We start from the raw sequence: 18099 nt of genomic DNA, 5'->3' as shown, positions 1-18099 counted from the left end.
GAGGGTTCTTTCGATCGGATAACCGCCCGGTTCAACCGGCCATTCAACTGGCCGTTCAACTGGAACGCCGCAGGCATTCCTCGGTGTTTACCCGGGGAAACTCTGCGCAATTCCACTGCGCGCGTCCACCCTGTCCACTGCTCTGCCCGCCGGAATGACGAACGAAGGTGAAGGATATGGCGTCCACCGCACTTCCCGGCAGCGGCAACGCCGTGGCGCGCCGCGAAGGGTCCGTCCAGCCGACGAAGCGACAGTCCGGCACCCCGGCGCATCGCTGTTCGGCCATGCGCACGAAACTGTCCGGACTGGCGCCGACCGGCAGGGAGACGAGGAAGACGCCCTGCTCCTGCAAAGTGGGCGGTACGGGCGCGGTTGCCGGGGCTTCGGTTGCGGCGTCGGCTGCAGCGCCGGCAATCGCCGCCAGGTCCTGCCCGGCGGATGCGTCGCCGGGCATTTCGCCGGAGAAGGCGTGCGCAGCGGAAAGCCCTGCCAGCCGGGCGATGCGCGGTTCGCCGCCGCCATAGTGGCGGGTGAACGCGCCGGGCGCTCCTGTGGCGCCGCGCCAGCGAAAGAACAGGTGCGTCTTGACGATGGCCAGCTTGTCCATCGTGCGGTCCCAGGGCGGGCTTACCCAGTCGGTATGGTAATGCGTAGCCTGACCCACGGTGGCGTCCACGCGGCCCAGCAGCATTTCGGCGGCGGTGCGGCGCGCCAGTTGCCAGGCGGTCGGGCTCGGTCGGCGCCGGGCCAACGAACCGTCGCAACTGAACGTGAACTGGCAACCGGTCGGCCGGTCGGCCCCTTCGAACACGACGCCGCAGATCGATGACGGAAAGGCGGCGTGGCGCACACGGTTGAGCACGACTTGCGCCACGGCGCGCTGGTCTGCCGGATCGCCCCCAGCCTCGTAGAAATCGGCGGCGGCAAGGCAGTCCAGCGCCCGCGCCCGATCCGCGAAGGAGGCATCGAGATAGAAGGGCTGGGCAGCGATCAACGCCCCGCGCGCCACCGGGACGGCGGCATTGAAGGCGCGGGCCAGGCGGGCCTGTGCATCGGCACCGGCCTGCGGTCGAAACCCGTCTGCCGCCGGCATGGTCAGAGCAGCGGGCGGCGTTGCCGGGCGCTCGGCAAGCCGCGCCGCCGGGGCGCCCGCACCGGGGCCAAGCAGGGCCGCCGCACCCAGCAGCGCACCGTGCCATCCTGGATGACGGCGTGCCGGTACGGCACCGTCAGGCGAGATCGAGCGCGGGCGCAATCTTGCCGATATCCGCGGCAAAGCCATGCTTGCTTCCTTTCGCGACGACCACTGCGCCATCCTGCCTCTATCGATCCGTCGGCCGTGCAAGCGCCGCGCGAAAGTTCGCATGACGCGCGCGCGGGCGCATCCGGGCGTTGGGGTTCCCACGGTCCACCAGCGAAAACCCATTGGGAAAATTCGCAATGACGTCCGGGTGTATGGTCGATCATAGTGGTGGGCATGACCGATATCGCAGGCCCTTCCGATGCGGCGCTGAACTGGGGCGCGACCTCCGTACTTTCGCGGCGCCAGAGTGGGGAAACGGAGCGGGCAAAGCGTCCGTCCCACGCGCCCACGGCTCAAATCGGGCAGGCCACGGCCGCGAGGCTGCGGGTGGCCTATCTCACCAACGTCTATCCTAAGGTCAGCCACAGCTTCATCCGAACGGAGATCGCTGCCCTGGAACGGCAGGGCCTTTCGGTAAGCCGCTTTACCGTACGCCGTTCGGACCAGCCACTGCCGGGTGCGCAGGATCGCGAGGAGGCGGCGCGGACGGTGGCCCTGCTGGACAATGCAGTGGCGCTTGCCGGCGCAGCGGCGGCCTGTTTTGCCACGCGGCCGCTGGCGGCATGGCATGCGCTGCGGCTTTCATGGCGGGTTTGCGGACCGGGCAATCGCCACCGCGCTGCGGCCTATTTCGCTGAGGCGGCGCTGCTGGCGCGGCGGCTGGAACGGGTGGGGATCCGGCATCTCCACGTTCATTTCGGCACCAATCCGGCTACCGTGGCGCGCCTTGTCGCGCGGCTGGCGCCGGTGACCTACAGTTTCACCGTCCACGGACCGGACGAGTTCGATGCGCCGCAGGCGCTGGACCTGCCGGGCAAGATTGCCGATGCGGCGTTCGTTGCCGGGGTTTCCAGCTTCGGGCGGGGGCAGTTGATGCGCTGGTCCGATCCCGCGCATTGGGGCCGGATACACGTCGTCCACTGCGCGCCGGACGCATCCTTTCTGGCCGACGGCGCCGTGGGGCCAGCCGCCGCCAAAGCCACCCGCTTCCTCTGCGTCGCGCGGCTGAGCGCGCAGAAGGGGCTGCCGCTGCTGATAGAGGCCATGGGCCGCATCGCCGCGCAACGGGTCATCACGCTGGACGTGATCGGAGACGGGGAGGACCGGGCGGCGATCGAAAACCAGATCGAGCGTCTTGGCCTGAAGCACAATGTCCGGCTGCGGGGTTGGGCGGGGCCGGAGGAGATCCGCCAGGCCCTGACGGAAGCGGATGTCTTCGTGCTGGCCAGCTTTGCCGAGGGGCTGCCCGTGGTGTTGATGGAGGCCATGGCCTTGCGCTGCCCGGTGATTGCCACGGCCATTGCCGGCATTCCCGAACTGGTGGACGATAACGTCGGCTGGCTGGTCCCCTCCGGCTCGGTGGAGGCCATCGTCGCCGCGCTGGAGGCGGCGTGCGATGCCCCGGCGGAAAGCCGAGCGGCGATGGGCGCGCGCGCGCGACTGCGGGTGCTGGAACGCCACGATCCCGATCGCAATGCAGCGGATCTGGCCGCGTTGCTGACGCCCTATTGCTAACGTGGCGGGATCGGCGCGGACCGGGGCTTTTCAGCCGATCAGCGAACTCATGCTTTCGCACAAGTTGCTGGCGTGCGTGCCGATCGCCGCCGCCAGTGCCGGGGCGATCCGCCGGGCGGAGCCGATTTCCTCCAGCAGCCGGTCGTACAGGCCGATCCAGGCCCGCAACACGTGGGGCCAGTCATAGCCCGCCTCTTCGGCGCGGGCGCGGGCCTTGCGCGAATAGTCCTCTGCCAGCGTGGGGTCGGTCGCCAGCTGGGCCATGGCGTCGGCCAGGCCGGCAACGATGGCGTCTTCCCCATGGGGCGGGATCAGAATGCCTGTATCGGGATCCAGCAGCATCTGCGGCCCGCCCCAGTCGACGCAGACGGCCGGAAGGCCCAGCATCATCGCTTCCTGAATCACTGTGCCGCTGGCTTCGGCAAGGGTGGGGAAGACGAAGCCGCGGAACGCACGCAACCGTTCGAACAGCGCGCCGCGTTCGGTGCTGTATGGGCTGAACGTGACGCGATCGGCCACGCCTTCGCGTTCCGCCAGCGCGCGCAAATGCGCCCCGTCCGGCCCGTCACCGATGATCTCCAGCCGGGCCAGCGGCACGCGGGTCAGCGCGCGGATTACCAGATCGCAGGCCTTGTAGCGGACCAGCCGGCCCAGGAAGACGAAGTTCCAGTTGGTCCCTTCATGAGTGATGCGCGGATGGTCCCGCAGACGCGGGTCGATGCCGCTGTTGAGTACGACGACCATTTGTTCGCGCCGACAGCCGCCCAATTCCAGCGCCTGCGCGGTACGCTCACCGCCGGATACGAACAGACGGGCATGAAGCTTGCCGCGAAAGAGCAGGCGGCTGACCCGCTGCACCGGCCACATGAGCCAGGATCCGGCCCGTTTCCCGCGGCTTTCGCGGAACATCAGGCTGGGCGGGTGAAGGATATTGCCGTTGAGCGGGCCGATCACCACCGGCGCGCCCCGGATCGGAAAGCTGATCCGGTTGGGGGAGATCGGTGAGGTGAAATGGACCAGCCACGGCGATGAAGCGTCGATCTGTTGCTGCACCGCACGGTGGAGCAGCCAGCTGTCCACCACGGCCAGCAGCCAGTAGAGGCGGGTGCGGTGCAGCCAGATCTGCACCGGCCCGTCCTGCACATAGACCACGCCGCTGTCGATGCCGTATTCCAGCAGTTCGTCCTGCACGCGGGCATGGGTCACTTGCGTGACGTCTAGCCCCATCTCGCGATAGCCCAGGAAGACCGAAAGCGCCTTCAGCGCCTCTCCCCCCATCGCGCGCGACAGATTGGGAGAGGCAAGGACGATGCGCGGGCGTTCAAGGACGGGCGCGAAGGGTGCGTCGCAGGGAATGGTCGTCATGGGAATGGCATCCGTTCGATGCGGCGGGTCAGGGCAGCTTGGCGGGCGGGATGCGGGATCACAGGCTGTGGCGGGGGATCAGGCGCAGCAGTGGCGGAACCTGCCGCCGCCAAAGCGCCGCCGCGCGCTGCCGTCCGGTCAGGTCGCTGGCCAGACCGGCGATCTGGGCCCGCGACAGGCCGGTGCGTTCGCAGAAGAAGGGATGGCGCGGCGGATTGGCGAAGAAGCTGTAGAACAGCGCGGCGCGGTCCCGCGCGGTCGCCGGCTTGCCGCGATGGAAGAAGCGGGCGGTGTCGCAGAACACCACGGTGCCGCGCGGTCCGGTGCAGCTGACCACGTCTTTCTCTGGCGATCGGCCCAGGATGCGCTCAAGTTCCGCATCGTCGGCCAGATCGTAATTGAAACCGCCCCGGTCGCTCTGCAGCGTGTCGTGGCGCGAGATCTGTTCGAACGGACCGCCTTCGGCATCCACGTCGTGCAGATAGACGGCCACTTTCAGCACCCGGCGATCTTCCCAGTCACGATGCCACTTGCGGGTGGAGATCGCGCGGCCGTCCGCCACCGTATAGTTGATCGCCACGCCGTCATAGGCGACCGGAAGGCCGATATAGGCCTCCGCTATGTCCAGCAGGCGATCCTGCAGGCCCCAGAGATAGATGTCCGGATGGCGCGCGATGTCGGCCGGTGGCACGATGATGAAGTCCCTGCCGCCGCGCGCAAGCGCGCGCGCCTCTTCGACGAATGCCTCTGCCAGCGCGCCGGCCTGTGCCAGCAGCGCGTCCGCGCCGGGCAGGGCCAGCCGGTCGAGCGAAGTCACGCAGATGCCGTTCGTGTCGAGCGCCTCGACGATCGCGGCATCCCCTTGCGCCAGCCCGGGCAGGGCATCGCGATGACGGTGCAGCGCGCGGGCGTGGCGCTGCCCCAGCCATAGGCGCACATGGCGCATGTTGGTGAATTTCAGCGCGCTGCGCGCGGGAAAATCGCGCAACCAGCGGGCCGCAGATTCGCGTGGGGAGCCCGTCATCGTCGTGTTCTCCGTCGCATCAGGCGCCAGGGGCGGAGGCGGCATCGTCGCGATAGTAGTGGTAGCCATAGGTGTTCTGGCTGCGCGGCCGGGTGATCGAATTGTTGAGGATGGTGCCGACGATCGGTGTCGGATTCAGGGCGTTGATGGCCTCTACGATGTCGCCCTTGCGGCTGCGCGCCTCCTCGACCACCAGCAGCACGCCGTCGATGCCCCGAGCGATCAGCACCAGATCGTCGCTGACCAGCGCGGGGGGCGTATCGACGATGCAGATCGGTCCGTTGCCGTTGGCGCGGAACTGCCGCAGGATCTGCGCCAACGCGGGCGAGGCCAACAGTGGTTCCGCATTGACCCGTGCGCGGCGGACGCGGTGCACGGTGAGGTCGAAGCCTTCGATCGGAACGGCGGTATCGGCCCACTCCGCCTCGCCCGACAGGTAATCGTCCACGCCGGGCGTATCGGCGGCAAGGCCAAGGCGCGTGCCCAGTTGGGGCTGGCGCAGATCGAGTTCGATCAGCACGGTCGGATGGATCCGGCTGAGAGTTGCGGCCAGGTTGGTCGCGACATGGGTCTTGCCGTTGCCCGCCTGTGCGGATGTGACCGCAAAGACGCGCTGGTGCGTGGCGACGGCGTGGTTCAGCAATGCCGCGCGCAGCATGAAGAAGGGATGGACATCCTCGTTCATCGATCCGAACCCGACGATGCGATTGTTTGCAAGCACGGCGGGATCCAGAATCCAGGGGGCCGGGAGGACGGGCGTGCCGGCCGGCGCAGGGGCGGGAAGGGCGGCGGCATCGTCAGCCGAGACCTGGACTGCCGCTGCGATGGCTTCCGCTTTCGCTTTCGCTCTCGACTTTGTCCGCGATTTCGCTTTTGCGGCGGATGTCGCGGCGGGCTTCGGCGCCGGGGAGGAGCCGGCCGGTGTCGGGGCCAGAGTTGCGGGTGGTTGGGCGATGCCGGTTTCGGCTTTCATCGTGCGGCTCCTGCAGTATCGGGCGAGGCGGCGGGGCGCGCCATGGGAAGCCAGCGGGAAAGGGCGCTGCGCAGTCCTTCGGGTATCCAGTCGGGAGCCCGCCAATTTCGCACCGGATCGGGTACGCGGCCCAACCAGAGATCCTGCCATCCCGGCTGGCGGGGCGCGGGCACCACGCCCAGGATGGGAACCTGCGTGGTCCGCGCAAGGGTGTGTTCGCCGTGGATGGTGCCGTTCGCGAATTCGTAGACGAAGATCAGGAACAGCCCCAGGCCGCCGCCGCCGATCACGCCCATCATCAACAGCAGGATCGGCTTGGCGCCCAGCGGTTCCAGCGGCAGGTTGGGCTGGTCCACCACGGTAAAGCGTTCGCCCTTGTCCTCCGTCTGCAGATTGGCGGCGACTTGGGCATCCAGCTGCTTTTCACGCAAGGAATCGTACTGGCGCTTGATGTTGTCGTACTCGCGCTCGATCATGTTCAGTTCGTAGGCCGCCTCCGGCGCCTGGGCGGCGCGGCGATCCAGTTCGGCCATCGTGCGCACCAGTTCGGACCGGCGGCTGGCCAGCACGTCGATGCGGTTGCGGCCGGCAGCGATTTCGGTCTGGACGAGGTTGGAGGTCGGGATCGGATTTTCGCTGACAAGCGTCTTTTGCCGTTCGACTTCGGCCTTGGCGGCGATCACGTCCGGGAACGTGTCCGAATGGGTCGACTGAAGCTGTGCCAGCCGGACTTCGGCGGTGCGCAGACCGTCGGTGCCCGGCGGCGGGCTTTGCGACAGTTCCTGCTGCCGCGATGCCAGCATTCCGTTCTGCTGGATGATGCCCTGCGTTTCGGAATCGGTGCGCGAAATCTCCGCCCGCAGCGCGGAACTGGATTGCGAGCTGAGCGCCACGTCGCTGGGCAGCGCGCCGGCATAGCGCGCCTCCACATCGCGGCGCTTGTCTTCCAGCGCACTCAGCTGCCGGCGCAGCTCTTCCGATCGGTGCTCCAGGAACGAGGCGGTGCCAGTCGCCTGTTCGGTGCGAAAGCGCTTGTCTTCCACCAGGAACATCCGCGTCAATTGCTCGGTCACGGCCTGCGCCTTGTGCGGATCGGCGTACTTGTAGGACAGCGTGAAGGCGATGGTGCTGCCGCCGTTGCGCCCCTGGTTCGCCGCCACCAGGTCGACGCCGATGTCGTTGCGCATGATCTCCAACAAGGCCGGCGCATCGATCTTGCCGCGCACGGCGGGATAGAGGTCGTTGGCGCGGATCAGCCCGGCCAGACTGTCTCGGCTGACGATCTGCTGACGGATCTTGGCGATGCGCTCGTCCGCGATGTCGGTCAGGGGGGAGGCGACAAGCGTGGTGGGGATCTGCGGGGAATCGATCAGCAGCGTCGCGGCGGACAGGTAGACCGGCTTGCGGAGCGCGATGGCGGTGCACGCCGCCAGCAGGCCCAGTACCAGCGGCACGATCAGCCAGCGCCATCGGCGCTGCAGCATGGCCAGTATTTCACGCGGATAGATGCCGATCCCGTCGGGATCGGTCTTGGGCAGTACGGGCGGCTTGATCGGCAGGGTCATTGGTGCGGAATCCCGATTGTAATCCCGATCTGGAACTGGGCGGAGTGAACGGTCTGGCCGCCCACACCCGTCCTTCGGTAATATTCTGGCCCGGCGAACAGCACGACCTGTCCGTTGAGCCGATAGTCGTAGCGGGCGGCCAGCCGCATCGTGTCGATGTCGGCGGCGGGCGCGGACTGGGGTGAGCGGCGGTAGTCGGCATTGGCGGTCAGCGTGCCGCGTTCCGTCAAGCGCCAGTTGAGCGAGGCGCCCACTGCGGTCTCGCGGCGGATGCCGCCATAGGAACTGATGACCGGCTGGACCGATGCGGTGATGCAGGCCGAAACGTGGCCGGGTTCGTGGCACAGCAGGGTGTTGCCGGCGAACTGCACGCCGCTGCCCTGTCGCTGGCCAAGATTGTTCAGCTGCGATGTGCGCGTGGCGCCGAGCGCGATCTGCGCGCGCCAGCCATGCCCCATGCGCCGTTCGGCGGTGAGCTGGGCGGTCCAGGCATGGGGATCGTCGCCTGAACTGGGGCCTGAGCCTGAGCCTGGGCCGGTGCGGGACCATGTCATTACCGTCACCGCACCCAGCGTGGTCAAGGGATCGATCTGCCGCTTGGCATTGAGCGTCAGCGCCAGGGCGGAGGTGGACTGCAGCAGGGTGGATCCGTGCGGGTCCAACCGGGTCCAGCCCAGCCTTCCGCTCACCGTGGAAAGCGCGTCGCCATGCCAGGTGACGGTCTGCGCCAGCTGGTAATTGTCCTGCAGGCTGAGCGGATCGACGGCGGAATCGATGCTGCTTCCCTGTGCCTCGGTCGGCAGCACGCGCTCGTAGGAGGCTTCGCTCAGGAACGAGAGATATTCGTTGTGGCGATGATCCAGCGCCAGCGCGGCGCGGCCCGTCAGGAAGTTGCCGTATTTGCGGCTGTACTGGCGAAACGCGACGGCGCCGTCGGCATCCAGGTTCGTGCCGGGCGCCAGTTGCCAGTCGGTATGCCCTTTCGCGGCCAGTGCGATGGCGGCGGTAAAGGCATCGTCATCGGTTTCCAGGAACGGGTTGCGGGCTGCAAGAGCGATCACGTCCACCTCGAACGGCGATTGGCGCGCCGGCGAAGGGGGCGGCAGTTGGGACTGGGCGGCGGCGGGACCGGGCAGAAGCACCGCGAAGGCCAGCGCGACGGCGGAAACGGCCGTCGCGGCATGGGGGACAACGCTGGGGATCGGTCCATGCTGGCGGCCCCTCACGGAATGACGAGGACGTCGCCGCTCGAAAGTGTCGGCAGGGGTTTGTCGAGGCCGCCGGCCTCAAGCGCGCGCCGCCCTTTGAGAAGCTTGTTGAGCGCCACCGGTTCCACCACTTCGCCCTGCGGCGTCTGGCGCAGGATCACCGCGTTCTTCACGTCGGCAAAGTCTGCCGTGCCGCCCGCCATGCTCAGGGCCTGCAGGATGTTCGGCGCCGTGCCGCTGGTGAAGCTTCCGGGCGAGCGCACCTTGCCCACCACGTAGAAGCGCATTCCCGTCGCCTCGCGCACCGAAACGGTGACGTCGGGCACGGTGCCACGATAGTTGAGCGAGATGCGCTCGCGAATTTCGCCGGCAATGTCGGACACGTTGCGGCCGCTGGCGCGGATCGTCCCGGCCAGTGGGAAGGCGAACGTGCCGTCCGGCTGCACCCGCACCGCGCGTTGCATGCGGTCCTCGCCCCAGACGAAAACGTCCAGTTCGTCGCCCGCGTTCACGGTGTAGCGCGGCCCGGCCAGCCCGGTGAGCGGGGCGGGAACGGCGCCGCCCACCGCCGCCGCCTCGGCAACGGTGCTGGGCTGCTGGGCCATGACGGGCGGGGCAAGGCAGACCGATGTCAGGCAGGCCGATGCCAGGAATGGTGCGATCAGGGCGATCCGGCCCGATTGCGTCAGGCTTTTGCCCAACCCGTGCGGAATACGCTGCCGGTGTCGAAACGGATCGATTGCGATGCGCACTAGTGCCTCCCTCGTGCGGAACCGGTCCAGCGGCGTGCAGCCCTGTTCCCGATCGTGCCTGAAAGCTTAACGAATTGGGAAAAGTCGCGAAATCGTACGAAGAGTGTGCGGTCTTACCCCCTCGGAAAAATCGCAAGCAGCCGTGGCAACCCAGTTGCGGCGGCCGGATTCGGCATCGACGCCAGGACCGGATTCCAGCTTGCGCGGCGCGAATGCGCGGTCAGGGAATGGGGAAAATGCCGCCGCTGATTGTCCCTGGGATTTTTCCGAAGCGATTCCCTGTAGGCGCGATGCGGAGCGCAGTTGGGCGAGCAGATCGCGGCGTTCGCCCGCGGCATAGTGCGCGGCATAGTGCGCGTGGGAGGTCGAGCACGACCATGTACAGGATGCAGCAGGATTTCGATGGACCCGCCATTCCGGCCGTTGCCGCCATCCCGGCGGCGAGCATCGGCCAGGCGCTGGAACATTGGCAGACGCCGGTGGTGGCTTCGCCCGACCCGGTCGAATTCCTGGAACTGGCCTTCACGCCGATCGACATGGAAACCGCGCTGGATGCGATCGTGCGCAGGGCCCCCTCCGCGCGCTTTACCTATGTGGTGACGCCCAATGTCGATCATGTGGTGCGCCTGCAGTATCGCCGTTCCGACCTGTGGCCTGCCTATCGCGGGGCCTGGATGACGCTGTGCGACAGCCGTATCCTGGCGCGGCTGGCGCGTACCGTGGGGCGTGACCTTCCGGTCGTGCCCGGCAGCGATCTGACCGCTGCGCTGTTCGAACGCGGCATCGCGGCGCAGGGACCGGTGGCGATCCTGGGCGGCAGCAGCGCCAAGGTGGAGGAAATCACGCGGCGCTACGGCCTGACCGATGTGCGCCACTACAACCCGCCGATGGGTTTCGTGCGCGATCCGCGCGAGCTGGCACGGGCGGTGCGTTTCCTGGTGGAAGCCAAGGCGCGCTACAGCTTTCTGGCGGTGGGATCGCCCCAGCAGGAGATCGTCGCCCGTCGCGTGGCCAAGGCGCGCGGCGCCTGCGGCATCGGCTTCTGCGTGGGTGCCAGCCTTGAATTCCTGACCGGGGAGCAGCACCGCGCGCCGGTGGTGATCCAGAACATGGCGCTGGAATGGCTCTATCGGCTCTGTTCCGATCCCCATCGCCTGTGGCGTCGCTATCTGGTGGAAGGCCCGCAGATCTTCCGGATTCACCGCACCTGGTGCCGCAATGCGTCGCCCGCGCAGCCTCCGTTGCTCCCGCCGTCTGCCATGCAGATAATGGCTGGAGGCGGCCCGTCCTGAAGCGCCCGTTCCTGTACCTTTCGGCACTTTCCATTGCCGTTGCCGGGGCCGCACTGTCCATGCACCTTGGCGCAGCGGGCCGTGCCCTCACACTGGATCGGGCGTCTTCGGATCCGGCAGGAACACATCGGGCGGCAGCCGATCCGGCGCGACGGCCCACGGTATTGGGCGTCAATCTCTACGGGTTGCAGACCTTCAATCGCCAGCCGGTTTTCGCCAACCTGATGGCGCAGGGCGAATGGATGTCCTCCCGCGGGGAAAGCTGGACCGGCCTGCCGGCCGAACAGTTGGACGCATCCGGCTGGGTGCGGTTCCTCCGCCCGGGAGAGAAGGCTCCGCACATGCTGATGTTGCCCTCCGCCCCGTTCCGCCCGACGACGGTGCACTGCACTTATGCGGGCAAGGGCGAACTGACGGCCGACGGTGTGGCCAGGATCGTCGCGCGGGAGGCGAACGGCATGACCCTGGCGCTCGATCCCACCGGCAAACCGGACGAGATGGCCTGGATCGAACTGCTCCGCACCGATCCCCAGGATCCGATCCGCAATATCGACTGCCGGCGGGAAGGCGTTTCGCCGGAAGCCCGGTTCGATCCGGAATTCCTGTCCTTCCTGTCCGGCTTCAAGGTGATCCGTTTTCTGGACTGGCAGCAGGTGAACGACAATCTGCAGGTGGAATGGGCGACGCGGACGGTGCCGTCCTCCGCATCGCAGGCGGGGCCGGCGGGCGCCTCCATCGAGGATATGGTAGACCTTGCCAATGCCGTGGGCGCCGATCCCTGGTTCGTCATGCCCTATAATGCCGATGCCGAATATCTGCGCAATTTCGCGCGGCTGGTGCACGGGCGGCTGGATCGCCGGCGCACCGTCTACGTCGAATTCGGCAACGAGGTGTGGAACGGCATGTTCGGCGCCGCGCAGCAGGCAGAGCGAGAGGGCATGGCGCTGGGGCTTGGCGACGGCCATCCCTTCGCCGCGCAGGCGGAACGCTATTCCGAACGCATGGTGGAAACGATGCAGATCTGGACTGCCGTCTATGCGGACCGGCCGGGCGCACTGGTGCGTGTCTGCTCCGCGCAGAACGGCGTTCCGGAGATGGTGCGCATCGAACTGCGCCATCGCGATGCGGCGCAGTGGGTGGATGCGGTGGCGGCTGCGCCTTACATCGGGTTCGATCTGGCCGGCTTTGCCGCGACCGGTCCGGATGTCGATCGGATCTTTGCCGGCCTGCCGGGGGCGATCGACCATGCTTTCGAAATGGCCGATGCCAACCGGGCCGTCGCCGCCGAATTCGGCAAGCGCTTCGTCACTTACGAAGGCGGGCAACATCTGGTCACCGGCGATCTGGAACTGGCGCGCGCGGTCCAGCGCGATCCGCGCATGGGCGCGGTCTATGCCCGTTACATCGACGGATGGCAGCAACGTTTCGGGGATACGCTGATGCTTTATGCCTCCACCGCGCCCATCGCGGGATACGGTTCCTGGGGCCTGCGCGAATATGCCGGGCAGCCGATGGCCGAAGCGCCAAAGCTGGCGGCCGTGCGGCGTTTCCAGCGAGCCTATCAATGACGAACGCAGGATCGATCCCCGGATCGAAGGGGGGTGAACTGAACCCCCAGGCATTGCTGGCGTGCGTGGGTGCGCTGGGGGTGCTGGGGCTCGGCGCGGTGGTCTGGGCGTCGAGCCACATGGCCGTTTATGCCGCTTTGGTCGGCACGTCCGGCGTCGCACTGTTCCTGTTCTCGCTACGCCGGGAATTCCGGCAGGATATGGCCGCGCGCGCTTTGCTGGGTACCTTCCTGACGCCGATCGTCGCCTGGGTGCTGCCGCATGTCCTGCTGCTGTTTCTGGTCATGTGTTTCTGGGTGCCGGCGATGGCCGGGCGGCGGGACCGGATTGCCGGGGTCTACTTGTGCTGCATGTTGCTTCTGCCGGCGCTGGACGTGCCGATCGCGATCGGGTCGTTGAAGCTGGTGGCATTCAATGTGCAGGACGGGCTGGTGCTGGGCAGTGCCTTTGCCATTGCCCGCAATCCGGTGCGCCATCCGGGACGCTTCATCGCCGATCGATGGGTGATCGCGCTGCTGGTGCTGTTCACCGTGGTGTTCGGCCGCGATACCAGCAGCACCAACCTGTTGCGCGTGGCGTGCAGCGTGGTGCTGAACCTGGGGCTTCCCTACTACGTGCTCAGTCGTGGCATCGCGAACGCGACGGAGCTTCGCACCACCATCCGCTGGTTCGCCTGCGGGGGTGTGGCGCTGGCCGCGCTGATGCTGTTCGAGGCGGTGCGCGCGTGGAGCCTCTACAACGAACTTTACCAGCACTACGGATTGCCGAACATGTTCTACCTGAAGGTGCGCGGCGGCATCGTGCGGGCAGCGGGGCCGTTCATGGAATCGACCTCGGCCGCGCTGGTGCTGGCGCTCAGCCTGGCGGGGATGTGGTTGCTGCGCGCCGATTTCCGGTCTCGGCTGCGTCATTACGCGCTGGCGGCGGTGATGTTCCTGGGCATGTCGGTGCCGCAATCGCGCGGCGCGTGGATGGGCGTGCTGGTGGGCTGGCTGCTGGTCGACCTCTATCGCCGCGACTATGCGGCGTTGGCCCGGCGCTGCATGGTGATGGGGCTTCTGGCCGCCGTGGTTCTGGCCCTGGCCAGCCTGTCGCCGACCTTTGCGAACGCAGTCGGATTTTCACCCGGATCGGCGGACACGGCGGAATATCGCAAGCAGCTGTTCCAGCGCGGCATGGAGCAGATCAGGTTGCGCCCCTTCACCGGCTATTCGATGCCCCAGCTGGATGTCGTCATGGCGGACATGCGGCAGGGTGAGGGGATCGTCGACTACGTCAACAGCTTCATCTGGGTGGCGCTGGTATCGGGCATTGGCGGGCTGGCGCTGTTCTGCGGCAGCTTCATGGCGCCGATGATCCAGTCCTGGACGCGGTGCCGGGACTGGGCACTGGCCCAAGGCCGCGATGCCGGTGCATTCCTGTTCGCCGGGCTGGCGATGTTGATCGTGATGTTCGCCTTCACCTCGTTCGGCGCGCGTCCGGCCAGTGTGACGTTTGCAATGTTCGGTTTCGCCTGCGCGCTGCGCGGCATCGAAATCCGCAGCCGAACGGCGCGGGAGGCCGAACCGCTGCTGCCCTCGCTCGCGCAGGTGGCGCCGGCGGCTGCCGTGCCCCTGGCGGAAACCGCGCCGCGGGCAAGGTCACGCGATCAGGCCGCGTCGATCTCTCTCTGAATGTGTGCGAAACTAAAGGATCGGATCAACCCAGGATCCGGGCCGCGATCGCGTTGACCAGCAGCCCTGCCGCGATGCCCGCCGGGGCGGCCGCCAGGATCAGCAGTTCTTGCCGAAGATCCAGCAGATCGAAGGTGCTCAGCCGTTGCCAGCGGAGCAGTAGCGAAGGCAGTTCCATCAACCCCACCGCCACGATCAGCCCGAACGCGCCGTAGGACAGGAAACCGATGCCGCCGGCCAGGACCAGCCAGGCAAGTTTGGCTGTGTTCGCCTCCAGAAACGCGCGCGCGTTGCCTACGGCGGTCAGCGTCTCGTGCGCGGCATAGGAAGACAGCGCCAGCAGCGAGGAAATGCCCAGGATCTGCAGATATACCGCAGCCTCGGCATAGCGCGCGGTGTACAGGAACCGCACGATCGTGGGGGCCGCGCCGATGATGCCGCCGCTGGCGAAAACGTAGAGTAGGGCGGGCACCCTTCGGCGGGCGTAGAACCGGGCTTTCAGGTCAGCCTCGCCTTCCCGCCACATCTGCGCGTAGGCGGGGTAGAGCACGCGGGTGTTGTAGGCCGCGGCAAAGCCCAGCGGCGCGGAGGCGAGATTGCCGGCCAGCACGTAGAAGCCGAAATCGTCCAGCGGCATCATCTTGGCCAGCACCAGCTTGTCGCATTGCGAGATGATCAGGAAGATGATGCTGGACCCGGTCACATAGCGGGCGAAGGACCACAGTTCGCGCAGAGTTTCGCGATCGAGGCGGAGCCTGCGAACGGAATCGTCGAATGCCACGTAGCTCATGGCCATCCTGAACGCGCCGTTGGACAGCATTCCCACCAGGATCGCCCAGTAGCTGCGCCAGAAGTAGGCCAGCACCGCGCTGACTGCGATCTGCACCACTTGCGCGGCAATATCGATGATCGACAGCTTCAGCACCATGCGTCTGCGCAGCGCGGTCAGCAGCGTGGTGGAGGCCAGCCCATCGAACAGGAAGGTCAGGCTGGAGGCTGCGATCACCGGCGTCAGCTCCGGCTTTTCCAGCAACATGGCCAGCGGCTGCGCCAGCGCGACCAGTGTCAGGCCGAGCAGGATCGAGCGTACCAGCGCCGCCGTCCACACGGTATCGAGGAAGCGCGGATCGTCGCCGTTCTGATGGCGCACCACGAAAGGCTGAAAGCCCAGGTCGGTCGCCAGCGTGACGGTGAACTGGATCGATCCGATGATCCCCGAAATGCCGAATACCTCGGGCACCAGCAGGCGCGTCAGGATCATTCCGCTGACGGCGCGCAGCAGGTTGTTCAGGATGACCGCGACGACCACCACGTTGGTATCGCGCAGGGCCAGTGCCTTGATGCGATCTGTCAGCGTCGGTCGTGGCGGCGAGCCGGTTTCCGCGGCCTGCGCCGCATTGGAGAATGGCATCAGGCCGCGACCCGGGGGCACGTTTCGACTGGTGAGCCTGTTTCGAAAGGCACGCGCAACTCTCCGTCGGAATCTCGTCCCGAAAATCTATGGCGCGCCATGGCGGGTGTCGATCATGAGAACTTCCAAGGGAGTTTCAGGTCTGCCCCGCCGCACCGCTTGCGATCTATGCTGAAGCATCCGGTGCGTGCCGGTGCAATCCGGGAGACAGTGCGACGATGGCCATTCCGGGAATGGACTGGAGCCCCCTGACGCCATGATCCTCGCGCTCGCCTGGATACTGGCCGGTTCCGTGGCAGTGCCCGCGCTTGTGCTTGCGCTGGAATGCGCGGTGGGTGCCTGCCGGTCCGTGCGGCCCGGCGGAATTCGCGAAGCGGACCGCCTCCCCTGCATCGTCCTCATGCCCGCGCATGACGAGGCGCGCGGCATCGCTGCCGCCGTCGCGGCAGTGCTGGCCCAATTGCGCGGGCAGGACGAACTGGTGGTGGTGGCGGACAATTGTACCGACGATACCGCCGCCATCGCCCGCTCTCTGGGGGCGACGGTCATCGAGCGGGTGGACCCCGTGCACCGGGGCAAGGGCCATGCGCTGGAATTCGGCCGTGCCTTCATCGAAGGGCAGCGCGCCGGTCATCCCTTTGCCACCGTCATCGTGATCGATGCCGATTGCCTGCCGCTGGCCGGAGCCATTCGCGCCCTTTCGGCCGCTTCGACCCGACGCGACGCAGTGGTGCAGGGCGCTTACCTGATGACATCGCCCGCCGATGCGGAGCCTGTGGTGCGCGTCTCCTGCTTCGCCTTCCTGATCAAGAACCTTGTTCGCCAACTGGGGCTGGACGGGCTGGCCGGTGCGGCGCTGCTGCAGGGATCGGGCATGGCCTTTCCGCGGCCGGTCTTTGCCGGGATGCGCTGGTCCGCCGCATCGCTGGTGGAGGATCTGGACATGGGCGTCGACCTGCTGCTTGCCGGGCAGCGCGTGGTGTTCGAAGGCGCGGCGGGATTTACCAGCGCGGCCAGTTCCGCGCGGGGGACCGCCGGGCAGCGTCGCCGCTGGGAACACGGGATGATCCAGAGCGCCACGCGCTTCGTGCCGCGCCTGATCGCGGCGGCATGCGCCGGGCGTCCGCGTCTGGCCTTCGTTGCGCTCGATCTGCTGGTTCCGCCTACCGTCCTGCTGATCGTGCTGCTGGCCGGGGCGACGGCGCTTTGTCTGGCAACTCTGGGTCTGGCAACGCTGGGCCTGACGACGTTGGACCTTGCCGGGCCGACGCTGTTGCTGCTGGGTGCGGGGCTGGCGCTGGCGGCGACGCTGACCGCCGCCTGGTGGCGCCACGGCCGCGCCGTGCTGCCGGCAGCAAGCCTGGGGCGAATACCGGGATACGTGCTGTGGAAACTGCCGCTGCTGGTCCAGTTCGTGACCCGGCGTGAACGCAACTGGATTAGAACGGAGCGGGGGCCATGATCGGTGGGAACAGTGACGAGGTGGGCTTCGTCATTATCGGCCGTAACGAGGGGGAGCGACTGGCACTGGCCATTGCCAGCGTGCAGCGCCAGGCCGCGCGCGCGGTCTATGTCGATTCCGGATCGATCGACGGCAGCGTGAAGCTGGCGGTCGAACGCGGCCTGCCGGTGGTGGAGCTTGATCCCGGCATTCCCTTCACCGCCGCCCGCGCGCGCAATGCGGGGTTCGGCTGGCTGGTGCGCCACTATCCCGAGCTGAAGTTCGTGCATTTCATCGACGGCGATTGCGAACTGGTGCCCGGCTGGCTCGATTACGCACTGGGCGTGCTGCGCGCGGATGAGCAGGCGCAAGGCGAACTGGCCGGGGTCTGTGGACGCCGGCGGGAACGCGACCCCCATGCCAGCCCCTACAACCGACTTTGCGACAACGAATGGAACACCCCGGTCGGCATCACACACAATTGCGGGGGCGATGTGCTTTTCCGCGTGGCGCCGTTGCGGTCGGTCGGCGGTTATCGTGAGGACCTGATTGCGGGAGAGGAGCCGGACCTGTGTTCCCGCCTGCGCCGCAGCGGGTGGACGGTCCGCCGGCTGGATGCCGAAATGACGATCCACGACGCCGCGATAATGCGATTCTCGCAATGGTGGCAGCGCAACCGCCGCAGTGGCTATGCCATGGCCGAAGGGCTGGCGCTGCGCGGCGAACATGAACCGGGCTTGCGGCGCGGGGTTGTCAGCAATCTGGTATGGTCGCTACCGCCGATGTGGCTGATGTGGCCGGTATTGTGGACCCGCGTGTGCCTGCGCAGCGGCCCGCTCGCCGCCAGCTTCATCACGCTGGGAAAGCTGCCGCATTGTCAGGGCCAGTCCGACTACTGGCGCCGCAGCCGCCGTGAAAGGGCGGACCGGCCCGCAGCCACGCGGCTGATCGAGTACAAGTGATCGGATCGGGCGGTTTCGGACCGCGCCGCTGCCCGCCATTTCCGCCG

Annotated in this window: 14 protein-coding genes; 6 read left to right on the top strand and 8 right to left on the bottom strand. The window is 67.3% G+C overall.

The window, feature by feature from the left end; all coding sequences use genetic code 11:
• Positions 1 to 55: 55 nt before the first annotated feature.
• Entirely contained in the window at positions 56 to 1282 is a 1227-nt protein-coding gene (locus WBP06_RS23455) for a cell wall hydrolase (RefSeq protein ID WP_395334456.1), read from the bottom strand.
• Between the two features lie 195 nt (positions 1283 to 1477).
• On the opposite strand from WBP06_RS23455, the gene WBP06_RS23450 reads away from it, so the two are divergent.
• Positions 1478 to 2818 (top strand): glycosyltransferase family 4 protein, encoded by a 1341-nt coding sequence (locus WBP06_RS23450; RefSeq protein ID WP_395334454.1) that lies wholly within the window; start codon positions 1478 to 1480, stop codon positions 2816 to 2818.
• A gap of 30 nt (positions 2819 to 2848) precedes the next feature.
• On the opposite strand, the gene WBP06_RS23445 is transcribed toward WBP06_RS23450, so the two are convergent.
• Genes WBP06_RS23445 through WBP06_RS23420 form a run of 6 tightly spaced genes read right to left on the bottom strand, consistent with a single transcriptional unit; the run spans position 2849 to position 9705 of the window.
• The gene (locus tag WBP06_RS23445; RefSeq protein WP_395334452.1) at positions 2849 to 4183 is read right to left on the bottom strand and encodes a glycosyltransferase family 4 protein; all 1335 of its coding nucleotides are present in this window, start codon (positions 4181 to 4183) and stop codon (positions 2849 to 2851) included.
• A gap of 58 nt (positions 4184 to 4241) precedes the next feature.
• Positions 4242 to 5207: a hypothetical protein gene (locus WBP06_RS23440; RefSeq protein WP_395334450.1), complete on the bottom strand. Its 966-nt coding sequence runs from the start codon at positions 5205 to 5207 to the stop codon at positions 4242 to 4244.
• A gap of 19 nt (positions 5208 to 5226) precedes the next feature.
• Positions 5227 to 6180 (bottom strand): CpsD/CapB family tyrosine-protein kinase, encoded by a 954-nt coding sequence (locus WBP06_RS23435; protein WP_395334448.1) that lies wholly within the window; start codon positions 6178 to 6180, stop codon positions 5227 to 5229.
• Positions 6177 to 7745 (bottom strand): GumC family protein, encoded by a 1569-nt coding sequence (locus WBP06_RS23430; protein WP_395334446.1) that lies wholly within the window; start codon positions 7743 to 7745, stop codon positions 6177 to 6179. The genes WBP06_RS23435 and WBP06_RS23430 overlap by 4 nt, the downstream gene beginning before the upstream one ends.
• Positions 7742 to 8971 (bottom strand): hypothetical protein, encoded by a 1230-nt coding sequence (locus WBP06_RS23425; protein WP_395334444.1) that lies wholly within the window; start codon positions 8969 to 8971, stop codon positions 7742 to 7744. Before WBP06_RS23425 ends, WBP06_RS23430 begins: the two co-directional genes overlap by 4 nt.
• Positions 8968 to 9705, bottom strand: a complete 738-nt coding sequence (locus WBP06_RS23420) for a polysaccharide biosynthesis/export family protein (protein WP_395334442.1) — start codon at positions 9703 to 9705, stop codon at positions 8968 to 8970. The genes WBP06_RS23425 and WBP06_RS23420 overlap by 4 nt, the downstream gene beginning before the upstream one ends.
• A 377-nt stretch (positions 9706 to 10082) precedes the next feature.
• On the opposite strand from WBP06_RS23420, the gene WBP06_RS23415 reads away from it, so the two are divergent.
• The 3 genes from WBP06_RS23415 to WBP06_RS23405 are packed head-to-tail and all read left to right on the top strand — an operon-like array spanning position 10083 to position 14238.
• Positions 10083 to 10997 carry a WecB/TagA/CpsF family glycosyltransferase gene (locus WBP06_RS23415; RefSeq protein ID WP_395334440.1) on the top strand — a complete coding sequence of 305 codons (915 nt, stop codon included), beginning with the start codon at positions 10083 to 10085 and terminating at the stop codon, positions 10995 to 10997.
• A 59-nt stretch (positions 10998 to 11056) separates the two neighbouring features.
• Positions 11057 to 12565 (top strand): hypothetical protein, encoded by a 1509-nt coding sequence (locus tag WBP06_RS23410; RefSeq protein ID WP_395334438.1) that lies wholly within the window; start codon positions 11057 to 11059, stop codon positions 12563 to 12565.
• Positions 12562 to 14238: an O-antigen ligase family protein gene (locus WBP06_RS23405; protein ID WP_395334437.1), complete on the top strand. Its 1677-nt coding sequence runs from the start codon at positions 12562 to 12564 to the stop codon at positions 14236 to 14238. Before WBP06_RS23410 ends, WBP06_RS23405 begins: the two co-directional genes overlap by 4 nt.
• 25 nt (positions 14239 to 14263) lie before the next feature.
• On the opposite strand, the gene WBP06_RS23400 is transcribed toward WBP06_RS23405, so the two are convergent.
• A complete protein-coding gene (locus WBP06_RS23400) occupies positions 14264 to 15649 on the bottom strand; it encodes an oligosaccharide flippase family protein (RefSeq protein ID WP_395334434.1) in 1386 nt (461 codons plus the stop codon).
• Between the two features lie 256 nt (positions 15650 to 15905).
• Here WBP06_RS23400 and WBP06_RS23395 point away from each other — a divergent pair, with 256 nt between their 5' ends.
• On the top strand, positions 15906 to 17111 hold the full coding sequence (locus WBP06_RS23395; RefSeq protein ID WP_395334432.1) for a glycosyltransferase family 2 protein: 1206 nt from the start codon (positions 15906 to 15908) through the stop codon (positions 17109 to 17111).
• Entirely contained in the window at positions 17108 to 18052 is a 945-nt protein-coding gene (locus WBP06_RS23390) for a glycosyltransferase family 2 protein (protein ID WP_395334430.1), read from the top strand. The genes WBP06_RS23395 and WBP06_RS23390 overlap by 4 nt, the downstream gene beginning before the upstream one ends.
• Positions 18053 to 18099 lie beyond the last annotated feature (47 nt).

This window comes from Novosphingobium mississippiense (assembly GCF_044029535.1).
Lineage (GTDB): Bacteria > Pseudomonadota > Alphaproteobacteria > Sphingomonadales > Sphingomonadaceae > Novosphingobium.
Note: the sequence above shows the minus strand (reverse complement) of the source record. Positions and strands in the feature narration are given on the sequence as shown.

Excerpts from the sequence above, each read along its gene's own strand:
- WBP06_RS23455 (WP_395334456.1), bottom strand. The coding sequence starts at position 1,282 with ATGGCTTTGCCGCGGATATCGGCAAGATTGCGCCCGCGCTCGATCTCG.
- WBP06_RS23450 (WP_395334454.1), top strand. The coding sequence starts at position 1,478 with ATGACCGATATCGCAGGCCCTTCCGATGCGGCGCTGAACTGGGGCGCG.
- WBP06_RS23445 (WP_395334452.1), bottom strand. The coding sequence starts at position 4,183 with ATGACGACCATTCCCTGCGACGCACCCTTCGCGCCCGTCCTTGAACGC.
- WBP06_RS23440 (WP_395334450.1), bottom strand. The coding sequence starts at position 5,207 with ATGACGGGCTCCCCACGCGAATCTGCGGCCCGCTGGTTGCGCGATTTT.
- WBP06_RS23435 (WP_395334448.1), bottom strand. The coding sequence starts at position 6,180 with ATGAAAGCCGAAACCGGCATCGCCCAACCACCCGCAACTCTGGCCCCG.
- WBP06_RS23430 (WP_395334446.1), bottom strand. The coding sequence starts at position 7,745 with ATGACCCTGCCGATCAAGCCGCCCGTACTGCCCAAGACCGATCCCGAC.
- WBP06_RS23415 (WP_395334440.1), top strand. The coding sequence starts at position 10,083 with ATGTACAGGATGCAGCAGGATTTCGATGGACCCGCCATTCCGGCCGTT.
- WBP06_RS23410 (WP_395334438.1), top strand. The coding sequence starts at position 11,057 with ATGCACCTTGGCGCAGCGGGCCGTGCCCTCACACTGGATCGGGCGTCT.
- WBP06_RS23405 (WP_395334437.1), top strand. The coding sequence starts at position 12,562 with ATGACGAACGCAGGATCGATCCCCGGATCGAAGGGGGGTGAACTGAAC.
- WBP06_RS23400 (WP_395334434.1), bottom strand. The coding sequence starts at position 15,649 with ATGCCATTCTCCAATGCGGCGCAGGCCGCGGAAACCGGCTCGCCGCCA.
- WBP06_RS23395 (WP_395334432.1), top strand. The coding sequence starts at position 15,906 with ATGATCCTCGCGCTCGCCTGGATACTGGCCGGTTCCGTGGCAGTGCCC.
- WBP06_RS23390 (WP_395334430.1), top strand. The coding sequence starts at position 17,108 with ATGATCGGTGGGAACAGTGACGAGGTGGGCTTCGTCATTATCGGCCGT.